Origin of the sequence: Streptomyces pathocidini (genome assembly GCF_001418495.1) — a bacterium.
In the GTDB taxonomy this organism is placed as follows: Bacteria; Actinomycetota; Actinomycetes; order Streptomycetales; family Streptomycetaceae; genus Streptomyces; species Streptomyces pathocidini.
Genome location: NZ_LIQY01000257.1, coordinates 1 through 14,373, shown reverse-complemented (window position 1 = coordinate 14,373; position 14,373 = coordinate 1). Strand labels below are relative to the sequence as shown.

Here is a 14,373-nt window from a genome sequence, read left to right as displayed (position 1 = left end):
GCGGGCCCTGACACCGCGGGTCTGCCAACCTTCGGTACGGCAGACCCGCCCACCGCCTCCGTCTCCGGGGCGGTCTCCGCCCGGCTGCTCCGGGCGGTTGGCTGTTCCCGTGTCTGGGTGGTCACCGCATCGCCGTCACGGGCCCGGCGGCGGCAGGCCCGTACGTCACGTTCGTCGCCCACGGTCACCAGGCAGTCGAAGCACACGCCGATGCCGCAGAACACTCCGCGCGGTGCGCCCGAACGCCCCCGGCGCCAGGCCAGTCGGCCGGCGGCGAGCAGGACGCCCGCGATGGTCTGGCCCGCGACACCGTCCACCGGCTCGCCGTCGACGGTGATCCGCAGCGGCCGGTCCTGCCGCCCGGCCAGGTCGTACTCGGCACGGACACGTCTGGGGCTCATGCCGTCTCCTCACTGGCCGGATGTGCGCTGCTCGCCGGGTGCGCGCTACCAGCCGGGGACGCGCTACTCGCGGGGCGTCCGCTACTCGCCGAGTGGGCGCTACTCGCCGGGCGCGCGCCGTTCGCCGGGTGCGCGTGCTCGCCCAGTACGGCCGGGCGGTCCACTCGGAACGGCGTCGCGTCCATGTCCGTCGGCTCGCCGAGGATCAGGCAGCGCAACAGCCGTGCGGTGCCCACCGACAGACCGATGCCGGCACCCTCGTGGCCGCTCGCGTGCCAGAGGCCCGCCAGCCGGGGGTCGGCGCCGATGACCGGCAGATGGTCGGGGACGTACGGGCGGAATCCGCCGTACGCCCGCATCACCGGGACCCCGGCCAACGTCGGGAACAGCCGCAGCGCCTTGGCGGCGACGACCGAGAGCACCTCGGGGCGCAGCCGGTCGTCGAAGCCGACCCGGCGGCGCGAGGATCCGATGAGCACGCTGCCGCCGCGGGTGGACTCCACCACCGCCGAGGTCTGCAGCTCCTCGGCGCTGCTGCCGACCGCGCCCACGTAGTCCGCGTCGTAGACCTTGTGGAACACCATCGGCGGCAGCGGTGTGGTCACCAGAATGTCGCCGCGCCGGGGCCGGACGTCCACGGGTGCGCCGAGGCGAGCGGCGAGCTCGCCCGCCCAGGGGCCCGCGGCGTTGACGAACAGATCGGCCTCCAACAGGCCGGCCGAGGTGCGGATCCCGGTGAGCCGGCCGCCCCGGGTGACCGCGCCGAGCACCTCGCGGCCGGTCCCCAGGGTCGCGCCCGCCGCGAGGGCGTCGCCGAGGAGCGCGGCCGCCGCGGCCGCCGGCTGTACCTGGGCGTCCTGCGGGTAGTGCAGGGCTGCGGTGTGCGCGGGGGTGACGTACGGCTCGGCCTCGGCGAGCCCGTCGGCGTCGAGGACCTCCGCGCGTACTCCCGCCGCGCGCTGTGCCGCGGCGAAACGGACGAGTTCGCGGGCGCCGGCGTCGGTGGTCGCGACGACGATGCCGCCCTTGGGCTCCCACTCCACCGCGTCCGCGGCTCGGCCGGATCGCTCGGCGATCGTGTCGAGCACCTGTGGCCACAACCGCCGGGAGAACTGGGCCAGTTCCAGCTCGGGACCCGGCCCCTTGTCGGAGACGAGCACGTTGCCCTCGCCGTGGGCGGTGGTCGCCGACGCGGCGGCTCCACGGTCGACGACGGTGACCTCGAGTCCGGCCAGGGCCAGTTCGCGGGCGCATGCGGCGCCGACGATCCCGGCGCCCAGCACCGCCACCCGTGTTCCGTACATCGCCCCCCCTGTTCGTTAAACCGAACGCCAGAAAGTTAGGACGCGGCCGGGAGCGTGTCAACGGTCGCGCGGGGCCAGCCTCGGCCTGGACGCGGTGATCGCCGCTTCGCCGGGTGTGTCAACGGGCGTGCGGAGGGCGGCTCTTCGGCTGCGCTGGGGCCGGCACCTCGGCTGTTGCGCCGCGGGAGGGGCGGCTCTTCGGCTGCTCAGAGGCCGGCTCTCCGGCCGTTGCGCCGCGAGCAGGTCGGCCCTCCGCTGCGCAGGAGCCGCCGCCGGGTGTCGCGTCCGACAGGTGGAGCCGCTGGTCCGCCCCGTACTGGAGCAGCAGGACCGAGCGCACGTCGCCGTCGAGCGCCGTGTAGCTGTGGGGGCGGGCCGCGTCGAAGCCCACGTAGTCGCCCGGCTCCAGCTCCACCTCGTGACCGGCCACCCGCACGCCGAGCCGGCCGGCCTGCACGACGGTGTGCTCGGTTCCCACGTGTCCGAGCGAGTCCTGCCTCCGCCCGGCGCGTACTCGCTGGTCGAAGAGTTCGAAGACCGCATCCGCGGACTCGATCCGCCGCAGTGGGCGCAGATCGACCCCCTCGCCGCTGAGCACCGGCGCGTCGGCGGCGCGCACCACGGTCAGCTCATCGGCGGGGCGGGCGTCCAGGAGGTCGGAGATGGCGACCTCCAGGACGCGGGAGAGGCTGAACACGGTCTCGATGGTGGGATTCCCCTCCCCTGATTCCAGCTGCCACAGGGTCGCCTTGCCGATCTTCGATCGGCGGGACAGCTCGGAGATCGACAGCCCTCGCTCGGTCCGAGCCCGCCTGAGATTGGCGGCCAACATGCCCCGAACCGAACCTTCGGAGGTCCCCACCTCGTCCCCTTCCACTCCCGTTCCACTCCCGCATGCGTTCGGTATACCGTACGCGGCCTGTGACAGGGACGCTGACCATGCCGATCGGATCAGGGCCTGCCCGCCACGGCACCGCAAGAAAGAACGCACCGCGCTCCCTTGCCCCTTGCCCCCCTGCCCCTTTTCCCGAGTCAACCCGGCTCAGCTCACATCCAGGCCGTCGAGCCGTCCGGCCGCACCGGTACGCGCCGCGTCCACGACACCCAGTCGTCCGTCGTCAGGGCGGCTTCGTCGATTTCGATGCCCCAACCCGGGCGGTCCGGGCGGAGGTCGAGGTAGCCGTTCACGGGGAGGTACGGATCGGGGCACCAGGGGGCGTCGCCTACCTTGTAGCCCGCCCCGTACTCGAGGATGCCGAAGTTCGTGGTGGCCGCCGCGAAGTGGACGTTGGCCGCGGTGGCCAGCGGGCCCATCGGGTTGTGCGGGGTCACCGGCGCGTAATGGGCCTCGGCGATCGTGGCGATCTTGAGCATCTGGGTCAGGCCGCCGACGACGCAGATGTCGGGCTGCACGATGTCGGCCCCGCCCGCGGTCAGAAGGGCGAGGAACTCCTGCGGGTTGTAGAGGGATTCGCCGGTGGCCAGCGGCACCTTCAGCTCCGAGCGGACGCGGCCCCAGGCCGGGATGTGCTCGGGGCGGATCGGCTCCTCGAGGAAGAGCGGCCCGTTCGGCGCGAGCGCCTCGCCGAGCTCGACGGCCTGCCACGGTTCCCAGACGCACGCGTGGGCGTCGAAGGCGAACTCCCAGTCGTCTGGGTGGTGTTGGCGGATGTCGCCGAACCAGTCGGCGAGCTCCCGGACGACGCGACCGTAGCGCGTCCGGTGCAGGTCGCGCCGGTAGGGGCTGAGCTTGAACGCGGTGAATCCGAACCGCTCGTGCAATTCCGCGGTGGTGTCCCGGAGTTCGGCGATGTCCGGGGCGTTGTAGAGCCCCGCGTAGACCCGGACGCGCTCCCGGACGGCGCCGCCGATCAGCTGGTAGACGGGCACGCCGAGCGCCTTGCCCGCGATGTCCCACAGCGCGTGGTCGATCGCGGCGATGGCGGCCAGCCCGAGGGCGCCCTGGGGGAAGCGTCCCGACTGCTGGAGGCGCTGGTTGACGGCGGTGGGGGAAAGCGCGTCCATGCCCTTGATCTGCTCGAAGAGGTGCTCGAGCAGCGGAGGGAAGGCGAGGTCGGGGCCGTGGTTGTAGCACTCCGCCCAGCCGGCCGTGCCGTCCTCGGCGGTGATCTTCACGAGGACGCGGGGCCGGTCGCCGACCCGCTGCAAGTAGGTGTGCAGGGACTGGATCTTCATGCCGACCGCTCCTTCTCGAGGTTCTCGACGTGCTCGACGTGCTCGACGTGCTCGACGTGCTCGACGTGCTCGACGTGCTCGACGTGCTCGAGGGAGGGTACGAACTCCCGCCAGGGCCGCGTGGACTCGGCGACCTCCGCCGCGAGTTCGGGAGGCAGGGTATGAGAGGGCGGCCGCACCTCGCGTCGGCATAGCCCGAGTTGGTGCATCGCCTCCTTCACGACGGAGACGTTGTGGGCCGAGCGGTCGCGGGCCCTCAGCTCCTCGAAGGGCCGGACGAGCCGCCAGATGTCAGCCGCCTCCCCGTAGTCGCCCGCCCGTAGAGCCTGAAGCATCCGCAGTGACACCGCCGGCGCCACGTTGGCCAGCCCGGAGGTGAACGCCCGCGCACCGGCCTGCCAGTACGCGGGCGCGTAGGACTCGGCAAGACCCGCGATCCACAGCAGTCCTTCCCCGGCCAGGGACCTGGCCGTGGCGAACGCGACCGGGTCGGGCACCGAGTACTTGAGCCCGACGACGTTGGGCGCCCGCTCGGCCAGCCGCGCGATGTGCGTGCCGGAGACGGCCGGATTGCTCAGGTAGGGCAGAACGCCAAGTTCGGGGACCGCGCGGGCGATCGCCGCGTTGTACTCGACCCAGCCCTCCGCCGCCAGGTAGGGCATGGCGGGCTGGTGGATCATGATCGCGTCGGCTCCGGCGTCCCGGGCGAAGCGCGCGTCGTCGATCGCCGTCCACACGTCGAATCCGACACCGGCGACGATCGTCGTCGTCGCGGCACGCGCCGACACGACACTGGTCAGCACCGCACGCCGTTCGTCCGGTGCGAGGGCGTAGAACTCGCCCGTGTTGCCGTTCGGCGTCAGCACCGAAATCCCGTGCGCCACCAGGCGATGGGCGAGCGCCGTGGTGCGGTCGTGGTCGATCCCACCGCTCTCGGCATAAGGCACGACGGGAATGCCGATGACGGTGCTCAGCCGCTCGACGAGGTCTGCCAGGGAGCTCATGACGTGGTCCCTCCGATTTCCGCGGGCGTGACCGGTTCGGTGACCGGTTCGGTCAGGTGCCGGGCGACGAATCCTTCGATGTGGCGGCGGACGAGTTCGGCGGCCTCCTCGGCCTTCCCGGCACCCGCCCGGTCGAGGATCGCGGCGTGTTCGCGGGCCTCCTCCTCCCAGGTCGGCGCGCGACCCCAGGAGGAGACCGACACCAGCGCCGTCTGGTCCCGGAGCCCGTCCAGGGTGCGGACGATCAGCGGGTTGCCGCACCCCGCGTAGAGGCTGCGATGGAAGTCCCGGTTGGCGGCGCTGCGCGACGCGCCGTCGTCGGCACGGGCCGAGCGCTCGAGAGCCCGTGCCGCCGCGGAGCAGTCCAGGCCCGAGGCCACGCTGCGCCGCACCGCCTCCGGCTCGATGAGCAGGCGCATGTCGTGGATCGCGATCGCCTCGTCCTGGCCGAGCTCGCGCACGGTCGTCCCGGTGTAGGGGCGGATGACGACGAGCCCCGAGCCCTCCAGAGCCTTCAACGCCTCGCGCACGGGCGTCTTCGACACACCGAACCGCTCGCCCAGATCGTTCTCCACGAGGCGCGTGCCGGGCTGGAACTCCCCATTGAGGATGGCCGACTTGATGATCCCGAGGACATGCGCGGTACGCGAGGGCAGGTCCCCCGGGCTCACCGCAGGCAGGCTCAACTGACACCCCCCGTAGCGTCATACGTCATATATGACGGGGACCGTAGGGCCATGCACCGCGTGTGGCAAGACCTTGAAACCCGCTAAACACCTCGCCCCCTGGCTCACCTGCGGAGTTCCGGTTGGTCTCAGCGGCGGAACCGGCGGCCCACGGCGTGTGCCTCGCAGTCCATAGGTCGCACTCATGCCGGAATTGCACAATTTCGCAATTGGCTAGATGCTGTGCCTGGAGCAGGCGGCAGCCCTGCTGACGGGTGCCGCCCGGCAGAAGCAGAACGCGATCCCGTGACGGTCAGCGGCTTCCGCCTGATCCCCGCGGAGGCGTGACGTACACCGACGGCCGGCCCGCCGGACACCCGCCTGACCTCCATATCGGCTCACCGACTGAAAGATCCATGTGCCATGAGTGACAACCTTCCCGCCTGCCCCGAATGCTCCGGCGCGTACACCTACGAGATGGGTGCGCTCCTCGTCTGCCCCGAGTGCGGGCACGAATGGTCGCCGTCCCAGGAGTCCGCGGACGGCGCCTCCGGGGACAAGGTGATCCGGGACGCGGTCGGCAACGTGCTCGCCGACGGCGACACCGTGACCGTGATCAAGACCCTGAAGGTCAAGGGCAGCCCGACCGGGATCAAGGCCGGCACCAAGGTGCGCAACATCCGCCTCGTCGACGGCGTGGACGGCCACGACATCGACTGCAAGGTCGACGGCTTCGGCGCCATGCAGCTCAAGTCCAGCGTGGTCAAGAAGGCCTGAGGACGGCACGATGAGCACGCCGCTGTACCAGCTGAAGGCCGAGTTCTTCAAGACGCTGGGCCACCCGGCCCGCATCCGGGTCCTGGAGCTGCTGAGCGAGCGCGAGCACGCGGTCGCGGAGTTGCTGCCCGAGGTGGGCATCGAACCCGCGCATCTCTCCCAGCAGTTGGCCGTGCTGCGGCGGGCGAATCTGGTCAGGACCCGCAAGGAGGGCTCGACCGTGTACTACTCGCTGACCAGCCCCCAGATCGCGGAACTGCTGCGGATCGCACGGACCATCCTGTCCGGAGTGCTCGCCGGGCAGGCCGAACTGCTGGCCGCCCTGCGCGCCTCGCAGGGCGGGGGAGAGCCGCCGTCGTAGCGAGTGCGGCGACCACGACGGCGTCCTCCGCGTAGCCGAAGCCGAGGACAGGGGACGAAGTCCGGGACCGCGACGCCCCGAGCGGGCACCCCACGCGGGCCCCGGGTCGGCCTCGGTCGGGTTCAGCGGGCGGTGGGCCTGCCCGCGGACCGCATCCGCCCGTAGGCGTAGACGCATCCGGCGAGTGCCAGGTCCGACAGCAGCATCAGACCGATCGAGTACGTCCCCTTGGCGCCGTAGACCGCGCCCATCACGATCGGGGGCAGGAACCCGCCGAGCCCGCCCATCGCGCCGACGATGCCGGTGACACTGCCGATCTGCGGCTGCGGGGTGACGAGCGCGACCAGGGCGAAGATGGAGCCGCTCGCCGCGCCCAGGCCCGCCGCCATGATGAGCAGGGCGACCGTGGCGACCCAGTACAGGGGCGGGTCGAAGGCCTGGACGATCGCGAAGAGCGCGACGACGCCGAGCGCCCACGCGGTGACGACCGCGGGGTGGACGCGGTCGGCGAGCCAGCCGCCGATGCCCAGGAAGAACCCCACGGCCAGCAGCGCCCCGAAGCTGCTTTTGGCGGGGATGAGCAGCAGCACCGGAATGATGGTCAGCGCCGCGAAGAGCGGGAACATCAGCCGGTCGTCCGTCGGCGGTAGATGAGCAGGGCGATGCCGAGGATCGTCAGAACCCCGGCGAAGGTGCCGCCGAAGAGCGAGAACAGGTGGTACAGGTGCTCGTCGAACCCCACGGCATCGGTCCACGATTCGGGCACGAACAGGCCCATGAGGTGGCCGACGAGGACGAAGAGGATGCCGTAGTGGAAGAGGGGCGAACCGACGCGCAGCAGCCTCGACTCGTACAGCTGCGAGGAGTGGGTGGTCCACCGGAACCCACGGCCGGGAGCGCGGCGAGCAGGGCCGATCGGGTCGCCGGAGCACGCGCCCGTCGGAGCCCCCAAGCGCGGGCTGTCGGCGTCCCCAGCGCGGCCGTCGGCCTCGCGGTCAGGCCATTGGCTCTGCCATGGCGCCGGTACGTCCGGGCGCGCCTCGCGCCACGCCGCCATCGCCCGGTTCCAGTCGTCCCCGGTCAGTGCGGTGAGCGAGGCGGGGAACAGGCCGTCCTGGAAGGGGGCGACACGACCGGCCGCCCCCGAGGAATTCCGATTCGCCGGACCGCGGACTCATCGGCGGACTACGGTCGGACACGCCCGTGACCCACGATCACCCCGAGGAGCAGTCCCGTGTCCTCGCCCTGCGACCCCCAGTACGCTCCCGCCGGCGATGTCGGAGCGGCGCTCATGCTGATCGACTCCCGGCTCAAAGCCATCTACGACGGCGAGGCCGGGACCGACCCCGAACAGCAGCAGTTGAGCGACCAGTTCACCGCGTCACTCGGCCCCGATGAAGCCAGGGACCTGCTGGACGGCGCGTGCACGCTCATCTACATGTTCATGCAGTGGCTGCGGATGGCCTACGAGGACCACGACCGGGACGTCATCGAGTACGTCGTCCCCAGCCTTGTGGCCTCGATGCGCATGATGTCCAGGAGCATCCGCCCCGAGGCCATCCCCACCATGACCGGCCTGGTCGTCGCGGCCGGCACCGACCTGAGCCCCAACCTGTGGCGCAAACAGTACGGCGACTGGACCGAGGAGGAGATGAATCCCCTGGAAGCCACGGCCTTGCTGCTCGCGGAGCACATCAACCGCCTCACCGACGACCGCGACTTCGCCACCCGAATGATCACCGAAGCCTTGTCCAGCACACCGCAGGACCCCTGGCCGACATGATCCAGACGGGCACGTGCCGTGGAGCCCGATAGGAGACCGTCGAGGCTGCGCAGATCGCGATCGGCGCAGCCTCGACCATCTGCTGCGAGCAGTCTCGCCCCGAGACCCAGCGGGCCGTGCCGTTGTGGCCGGAGCCCCATGACAGAGGGAGTTCCCGTCGCTTCCAGATCGGCAGTGCTGGCGAAGCTGATGCAAGGCGTCGCTGTACTGACCGAGTGTCGCGTCCTTCCACCAGGTGAGCATGCCTGAACCAGTTTGCCAGCCACGCTGGTTCTCGCGATTGCCGCATTCGTAGAAGGCGAAATCCAAGGACGACATGCTCACCGACGCGGCCCAGCCCGCCCGGCGGTGTACCGCCCGGGTCATCGACGGGAACAGCCGGTGCTGCGCGGTCGGTTCAGCGACGACGTGATCGAGGAGCCGTCGAGAACAGCCTTCATGCCGGTGATGATGACGAGTCGCTGGCGATGTCGCGCAAGCTCATCTCCTGCTCGCGCAGGTGGAGGTCCATGGACAGCATGGAGTCGTCGGCGACGCCCGCGCCGCCGATGGTTTCACAGGCGAACACCTGTGAAACACCGGCCGGGCCGCCGCCAGCTTCACCTCCGCGAAGGCGGCAGCGTGATGACCACCCATCACACGAAGCGGCACCATCATTATGTGTAACGACCTGACCACTGAAGGTAATTGACTGTAGCGTGTCATTGCTGGCGCGACTCTCCATCAGATCGGTCTGGAGCAGTCACGTTCGGCGTCACAGGCACAGTCTGCGACTACTCGGTCGCCCGCAGTCAGACCGTGCGGGCCGCAGCAGGAGGAGAACGTCGTGGCGTTTACGCCGGGTAGGACGTATCGGATCCGCAACAAAGCGAGCAACGGTCTGGTCGTGACCCCCAAGAGTTGGAGTTCGGGTGAGGCCCAGCTTCAGATCTACACGCTGACGGGCGTGGGCGATGGAAACCGCGCCAAGCAGGTCTGGCACGTGATGCCACTGGACAACGACGACGTCATGCTCGTCAGCAAGCGGACCGGTCTGTGCATCAACGTCCACCAGAACAGCACGGCTCCGTCCATGGGAGTACAGCAGTACGACATCCAGTCCCCCGAGGTCGCCTCCTCCCAGAAGTGGATGCTCAGGCCCGCGACAAGCGGCTACTACACCGTCGTCAACAAGAAGAGCGGCCTGGAACTGACCCCCCAAAGCTGGGGCATCTCGCCGTCGACCAACCTCCAGCAGTACACCCCCGGCGGGCCGGAGACGCGGGAACGGCAGTACTGGGCGCTGGAGGTGGAAGACGAGTATCCACAGATCACTGGCCTCAGGCCGATTGACAGGGACCCCAACGACATCGGTGACGTCATCCGGCTCACGAGCTTCACGGAGCCCCCGCGGGACACCACACCGGATGTCCTGATCGGCCAGCTGGCCGTGCCCTTCTTCACGATCGGGGACTCCTCGCCCCAGTGGCAGGTCGACAACAGCCCGTACTACATCGTCAAGCGGTACGGCTACTGGGAGAAGGTGTACTTCTACGATCACGCCGGCACCAGCAAGGTCACGAAGACCAAGGAGGTCACGGTCGGCCTCACGACGAGCACCGCCAAGACGGTGGAAGAGACGACCAGCATCTCGGTGACCGCCGAGGCGTCGTTCGCCTACAAGGGCTTCTCCGCTTCCCTGAGCACTACCTACAGCCGCGAGTTGAAGGTCACCACCTACACCGGCGAGGTGCACGAGCACAGTAAGACGGAGAAGGTCGAAAGGGAATACCAGGCCGACGGCGTCAGGATCGCCGAGTGTCTCTGGTTCCGGGGCGACCGCTACACCGTGGAACGAATGGACGGCACCAAGATCTTGGAATGGAACACACTCAACCCGGCTGTCAGCGTCTTGGACGGCCACGGGCGCTGACGTCAGTTCGGAAGCATTCGCAGTGACCGTGCCGTGCGTGACACCTGAATGTCTCCCGGCGGCGGGATCGTCGGTGGCCATGGTGCGCAGCGGCCGGTGTCCGCGTTCGTCGAGTTCAGCAAGTCCGTGTTCGTAGTCGACGGTGATGGAGCCGTAGTAGTTGACGGCCGAGCTACGGGCCGGGGAGATGTGCGCGAGCACCTCGCGAACGCTCCCCCCACCAGCTCGTCACCACCGCGTACGGCGCGCTAGTAGCCGAAGGCTTCTCTTCCCCCCGCCTCCACCTACCTCTCTGATCAGCCTCTGTACGCATGATCTCGAGAGGAAGGCGTATCACCGCTCGGACCTCGCGTGGAATGGGTGCTGCGGGGGATGCAGGGGGTAGGCCCTCCACCAGCAGGCATGCGGAAGGCAACGCTTCGGTTTATGTCTTCTTCTACCCCTGTATGCGAACCGCTGCTAGCGTGCTCGCTGGCCGATCGTCAGGGCCACATGGCCAACTTCGGGGGATGAACTGCAATATGAGAATCAACAGGACCGCGGCCAAGGGGATAGCGGTAATCGCTGCGACCATCTCCGTATCAACGACGGCGCTGACCGGGTCAGCCCTCGCCGCTACACAGTTTCCCTCTGGAACGGCCGGCGACATCAGGGTGGACTGGAGCGGCGCGTGGGCGGACGCCAACCGCCTCGAAGACATCACTCTGCAGCTGTGCGACGCGACGCCGGGCGACAAGGACCAGGCGACGGCCCAGCTCCAGGGGTACGTCACCATGGGCGGTGCCGCGAGCCCCAGAACCGCCCCGTCGATCTTCCAGGTTCCGATCGGGGACAAGGCGTGCAAGGAATGGCGTGACGTCTTCCTCACATACTTCGCGCAGGACGAGCGGCTGGCCTATGCGCGTGTCGAGTTCTTCGGGTCCCGAACCAAGGAGAAGCACCACACGAAATGGGTGCCGAATCCGCGCCTGCGCGGCTAGCCGACCCCGTACGTCGGTCATCACAGGGGGAATGAACAGTGAACTCTCGCACATTGGCCATGCTGGCCGCAGGCGTCATGGGGGCGATCGCCATGTCGGCGGCACCCGCACAAGCCGCTCCGCAGAGCCCGTCCTCGGACCAGCAGTGCCGGATCGAGGCATTCGGGCGCAGCGTTCCCGTGGTGTGCGGAAGAAAGTGGGTGAATGCCGACTGGGACCGCGACGGCATAAGGGACGAAGTGTTCTTCGTCAGCCCGCCGAACTCCTACGTGTACCGGATTTCGGGCGGCAGTAACGGTCCTGTCCGGGTCAGCAACGGAGCCGCGTACACCATGGACACGTACGAGATCCGCCCGACCGGCAAGCACCGGATCTACGCGGTCACCGCTGGGAGCACCCGGATCTACTCCCAGCTCGAATCCGGCGGCTGGAGCGCCTGGGAGAAGTACGTGCCGTAGGCCCCGGGGCCGGCAGGTGCAGCAACCCGGACAACTGCGCCCTTTCGCGGGGCGGCGCTAAGTGAACCGTTGCGGGTTTGATCGAGACTCTAGGTTGTGGCTGTGACCTGGGGTTTCGTGGTTGCTCGGTAGGAGTTGGTCTTGAATTCGACGGGCGGGATGTGCCCGGTCGAGGTGCTCGGCGAGCGCGAACGATGTGTACTGCGACCCCGCATCGGAGTGATGTATCAACTCGCCTTTCTGGTAGGGGTGTTTATCTCGGTCGCGCTGCCACAAGGGCCATCTCGAGGGCGTCCAGGACGAGCTGTGTCTCCTTCGATGTGGCTGCTGACCAGCCGACGATGCGGCGGGAGAAGGTGTCCACGACGAAGGCGACGTAGACGACGCCGGCGAACGTGGTGACGTGGGTGAAGTCGGCGACCCAGCAGCGGTTCGGGGCGGGGGCGACGAAGTCGCGGTCCACGAGGTCCGGGGCCCGTTCCGCACTCGCGTCGGAGATGGTGGTGATCACCTTTTTGCCGCGGACCGCTCCGGTGATGCCGAGTTCACGCATGAGGCGCTCGACGGTGCAGCGGGCCACCGCGACATCCTGGCGGTTCAGGTGCCGCCAGATCTTCCGGGCGCCGTAGACACGGTAGTTGGCCTCGTACGCCTGCGTGATGAGGGTCTTCAGCTTGGCGTCGCGGACCGTGCGGGCTGCGGGTGCGGCCTGGCTTTGTGGTGGGCGTAGTAGGTGGACGGGGCGATCTTGCAGTCGTGGTCGGTGAGGACCCGACAGATCGGCTCGACGCCGCCGAAGCGGTCCTTGTGCTCGTCGATGAACGCTACGAGCGTGTGTGTGGCCGGTCGAGCTCGGCCGCGAAGAAAGACGCCGCGGCCTTGAGGATGTCGTTGGCCCGCTTCAGCTCGGCGTTCTCCTTCTTCAGCCGCTTCAGCTCGGCCGACTCCTGGCTCGTCGTGCCCGGACGGGTCCCGGCGTCGATCTGGTCCTGCCGCACCCACTTGCGCAGCGTCTCGGTCGTGCCGATGCCCAGCTTCTGGGCGACCGCTTTCATCGCGGCCCACTCGGTGTCGTACTCCGGCCGCACCTCGGCGACCATCCGCACCGCACGACGGCACAGCTCAAGCAGGTACTGGGAAGGACATGCCATAACTCGAACCTCTCAAACGATCGAGTCCCACCGAACCCGGAACGGTTCAGTCCCCAGACCCTGACGGCCCGTGAGATTGGCAGCCGCTGCCAAAATAGCGAAAGGCCCGCTGAGCTGGGAACTCTCCCTGCTCAACGGGCCTTTCGGCACCGTCGGGACGACAGGATTTGAACCTGCGACCCCTTGACCCCCAGTCAAGTGCGCTACCAAGCTGCGCCACGTCCCGGTGCCCGTACGGCCCGGATTTTCCCCCGGCCGACCGCGCACGAGAACAATACCGCACCTGGTGGGGTGGTTGGCCAATCCGATCTCCCGTAGCGATCTTCACCCGAGGTCACGGAGGGTGAGCGGGAGTGTGCGGCGAGGCGACCGGAGGGTGCGGCGGACTCCCTCGGCCAGACATCCGGTCCGGGCGGGGCCGGATGTCCGGTCAGAGCCAGGCCGGGCGCCTGGTCCGCCCGGCCTCCGGGCGGGCCGGATGTCCGGTCCGGGCACGGCCGGGCGCCTGGTCCGCTCGGCGATGCGCCCCGCGCCGCCGGGCCCGCCTCACACCCGCTTCTCCAGCCATTCCAGCAGGTCGCGCTGGACCTCCTCGCGGTTCGTCTCGTTGAGGATCTCGTGGCGAGCCCCCTCGTACGCCCGCCAGGTCAGGGCCTCCGCGCCCGCGTAGCGGAAGTCCTCCAGGAGCTCGTAGACCAAGGTCATCCGCTGGTTGCAGGGATCCTCGGTGCCCACAGCCACATGGATCGGGAGGTCCTTGGGTACGCGGGCCAGGTTGCTGGGGTCGTTGATCTTGCGGATCGCGCGGACCCAGTCCAGCGCCAGGCCCGCGCTGAAGGGGAAGCCGCAGCGTTCGTCCGCCGCGTACACATCAACCTCCGCCTCGTCGCGCGACAGCCACTCGAAGCCGGTCCTGTGGACGTACGGGTCGTTGAAGGAGGCGAAGAGGTTCGGGATGAAGGACGAGAGCGCGGTGCGGCCGCGGGCCGCGGTCTCCTCCTCCAGCTCCGCGATCGCGCTCTCCGTCTCCGCGCCCGGGAGTGAGCGGAACGTGCCGGAGAGGATGAGGCCCGCGAGCTCCGACCCGTACTCCTGAGCGCAGTCGCGAGCCAGCATCGAGCCCAGGCTGTGGCCGAGCAGGATCAGGGGCACCCCTGGGTGCTCGGCGCGGGCCCGGTCGCCGATGGCCTTCAGGTCCGCGACGATGGCGCGCCAGCCGTCTGCCGGGCCGGCCGGACCTTCACCGACACCGCCGTCACCGGCACCGCCGCCGGCACCGCCATCGCTGCCGCCACCACCATCACCGCCGCCGGCACCGGCACCGGCTGACGCCCCAGACCCGCCACCCTCCGCCCGGTCGGCCGGTACTTCGCCAACACCC

The 14,373-nt window shown here is 69.2% G+C and carries 16 protein-coding genes, 1 tRNA gene and 3 pseudogenes; 6 read left to right on the top strand and 14 right to left on the bottom strand.

Translation table 11 applies throughout. The features are described 5' to 3' along the window. From AOK16_RS13985 to AOK16_RS13960, 6 genes are all read right to left on the bottom strand, one after another. The coding region (locus AOK16_RS13985) for a 2Fe-2S iron-sulfur cluster-binding protein (RefSeq protein ID WP_079101364.1) at nucleotides 1–401 on the bottom strand (401 nt) is incomplete at its 3' end. Then, the gene (locus AOK16_RS13980) at nucleotides 398–1,705 is read right to left on the bottom strand and encodes an NAD(P)/FAD-dependent oxidoreductase (protein WP_079101363.1); all 1,308 of its coding nucleotides are present in this window, start codon (nucleotides 1,703–1,705) and stop codon (nucleotides 398–400) included. The genes AOK16_RS13985 and AOK16_RS13980, both read right to left, overlap by 4 nt. A gap of 118 nt (nucleotides 1,706–1,823) precedes the next feature. After that, on the bottom strand, nucleotides 1,824–2,537 hold the full coding sequence (locus AOK16_RS13975; protein ID WP_079101362.1) for a helix-turn-helix domain-containing protein: 714 nt from the start codon (nucleotides 2,535–2,537) through the stop codon (nucleotides 1,824–1,826). Nucleotides 2,538–2,752: 215 nt separating this feature from the next. Further along, nucleotides 2,753–3,901 carry a mandelate racemase/muconate lactonizing enzyme family protein gene (locus AOK16_RS13970; RefSeq protein WP_055472593.1) on the bottom strand — a complete coding sequence of 383 codons (1,149 nt, stop codon included), beginning with the start codon at nucleotides 3,899–3,901 and terminating at the stop codon, nucleotides 2,753–2,755. After that, nucleotides 3,898–4,905, bottom strand: a complete 1,008-nt coding sequence (locus AOK16_RS13965; RefSeq protein ID WP_079101361.1) for a dihydrodipicolinate synthase family protein — start codon at nucleotides 4,903–4,905, stop codon at nucleotides 3,898–3,900. The genes AOK16_RS13970 and AOK16_RS13965 overlap by 4 nt, the downstream gene beginning before the upstream one ends. Continuing rightward, nucleotides 4,902–5,576: a GntR family transcriptional regulator gene (locus AOK16_RS13960; protein ID WP_240483558.1), complete on the bottom strand. Its 675-nt coding sequence runs from the start codon at nucleotides 5,574–5,576 to the stop codon at nucleotides 4,902–4,904. Before AOK16_RS13960 ends, AOK16_RS13965 begins: the two co-directional genes overlap by 4 nt. A 417-nt stretch (nucleotides 5,577–5,993) precedes the next feature. On the opposite strand from AOK16_RS13960, the gene AOK16_RS13955 reads away from it, so the two are divergent. Beyond that, nucleotides 5,994–6,347 (top strand): zinc ribbon domain-containing protein YjdM, encoded by a 354-nt coding sequence (locus AOK16_RS13955; protein ID WP_055472591.1) that lies wholly within the window; start codon nucleotides 5,994–5,996, stop codon nucleotides 6,345–6,347. A 10-nt stretch (nucleotides 6,348–6,357) separates the two neighbouring features. Next, nucleotides 6,358–6,708 carry an ArsR/SmtB family transcription factor gene (locus AOK16_RS13950; RefSeq protein WP_055472590.1) on the top strand — a complete coding sequence of 117 codons (351 nt, stop codon included), beginning with the start codon at nucleotides 6,358–6,360 and terminating at the stop codon, nucleotides 6,706–6,708. Nucleotides 6,709–6,830: 122 nt separating this feature from the next. Here AOK16_RS13950 and AOK16_RS28980 read toward each other — a convergent pair. Then, a pseudogene (locus tag AOK16_RS28980) lies at nucleotides 6,831–7,241 on the bottom strand (MFS transporter); the annotation flags it as partial. Nucleotides 7,242–7,342: 101 nt separating this feature from the next. Next, nucleotides 7,343–7,765, bottom strand: a pseudogene (locus AOK16_RS28975) (respiratory nitrate reductase subunit gamma); the annotation flags it as partial. Between the two features lie 177 nt (nucleotides 7,766–7,942). On the opposite strand from AOK16_RS28975, the gene AOK16_RS13935 reads away from it, so the two are divergent. Next, nucleotides 7,943–8,491, top strand: coding sequence for a hypothetical protein (locus AOK16_RS13935; RefSeq protein WP_055472589.1), 549 nt, complete (start codon nucleotides 7,943–7,945; stop codon nucleotides 8,489–8,491). Nucleotides 8,492–8,701: 210 nt separating this feature from the next. Here the strand turns inward: AOK16_RS13935 and AOK16_RS29255 are convergent. Together AOK16_RS29255 and AOK16_RS28970 are read right to left on the bottom strand one after the other, a co-directional pair. Further along, nucleotides 8,702–8,869: pseudogene (locus tag AOK16_RS29255) on the bottom strand (polysaccharide lyase family 8 super-sandwich domain-containing protein); the annotation flags it as partial. Between the two features lie 58 nt (nucleotides 8,870–8,927). Then, the gene (locus AOK16_RS28970; RefSeq protein ID WP_276202501.1) at nucleotides 8,928–9,059 is read right to left on the bottom strand and encodes a hypothetical protein; all 132 of its coding nucleotides are present in this window, start codon (nucleotides 9,057–9,059) and stop codon (nucleotides 8,928–8,930) included. Nucleotides 9,060–9,377: 318 nt separating this feature from the next. On the opposite strand from AOK16_RS28970, the gene AOK16_RS13930 reads away from it, so the two are divergent. The 3 genes from AOK16_RS13930 (at nucleotide 9,378) to AOK16_RS27185 (ending at nucleotide 11,841) form a co-directional block, all read left to right on the top strand. Further along, the gene (locus AOK16_RS13930) at nucleotides 9,378–10,403 is read left to right on the top strand and encodes an RICIN domain-containing protein (protein ID WP_055472588.1); all 1,026 of its coding nucleotides are present in this window, start codon (nucleotides 9,378–9,380) and stop codon (nucleotides 10,401–10,403) included. A gap of 521 nt (nucleotides 10,404–10,924) precedes the next feature. Then, complete coding sequence (locus tag AOK16_RS13925) at nucleotides 10,925–11,383, top strand: hypothetical protein (protein WP_169790894.1); 459 nt, start codon at nucleotides 10,925–10,927, stop codon at nucleotides 11,381–11,383. Between the two features lie 38 nt (nucleotides 11,384–11,421). Continuing rightward, entirely contained in the window at nucleotides 11,422–11,841 is a 420-nt protein-coding gene (locus AOK16_RS27185; RefSeq protein WP_157859211.1) for a hypothetical protein, read from the top strand. A 253-nt stretch (nucleotides 11,842–12,094) separates the two neighbouring features. Here the strand turns inward: AOK16_RS27185 and AOK16_RS27655 are convergent, their stop codons facing one another. From AOK16_RS27655 to AOK16_RS13900, 4 genes are all read right to left on the bottom strand, one after another. After that, the gene (locus AOK16_RS27655; protein WP_276202502.1) at nucleotides 12,095–12,514 is read right to left on the bottom strand and encodes an IS3 family transposase; all 420 of its coding nucleotides are present in this window, start codon (nucleotides 12,512–12,514) and stop codon (nucleotides 12,095–12,097) included. Nucleotides 12,515–12,665: 151 nt separating this feature from the next. Further along, nucleotides 12,666–12,992 (bottom strand): IS3 family transposase, encoded by a 327-nt coding sequence (locus tag AOK16_RS13910; protein WP_055472585.1) that lies wholly within the window; start codon nucleotides 12,990–12,992, stop codon nucleotides 12,666–12,668. Between the two features lie 152 nt (nucleotides 12,993–13,144). Next, a tRNA-Pro gene (locus tag AOK16_RS13905) sits at nucleotides 13,145–13,218 on the bottom strand. 320 nt (nucleotides 13,219–13,538) lie between these two features. Continuing rightward, a partial coding sequence (locus AOK16_RS13900; protein WP_107098346.1) for an alpha/beta fold hydrolase occupies nucleotides 13,539–14,373 on the bottom strand: 835 nt, incomplete at its 5' end.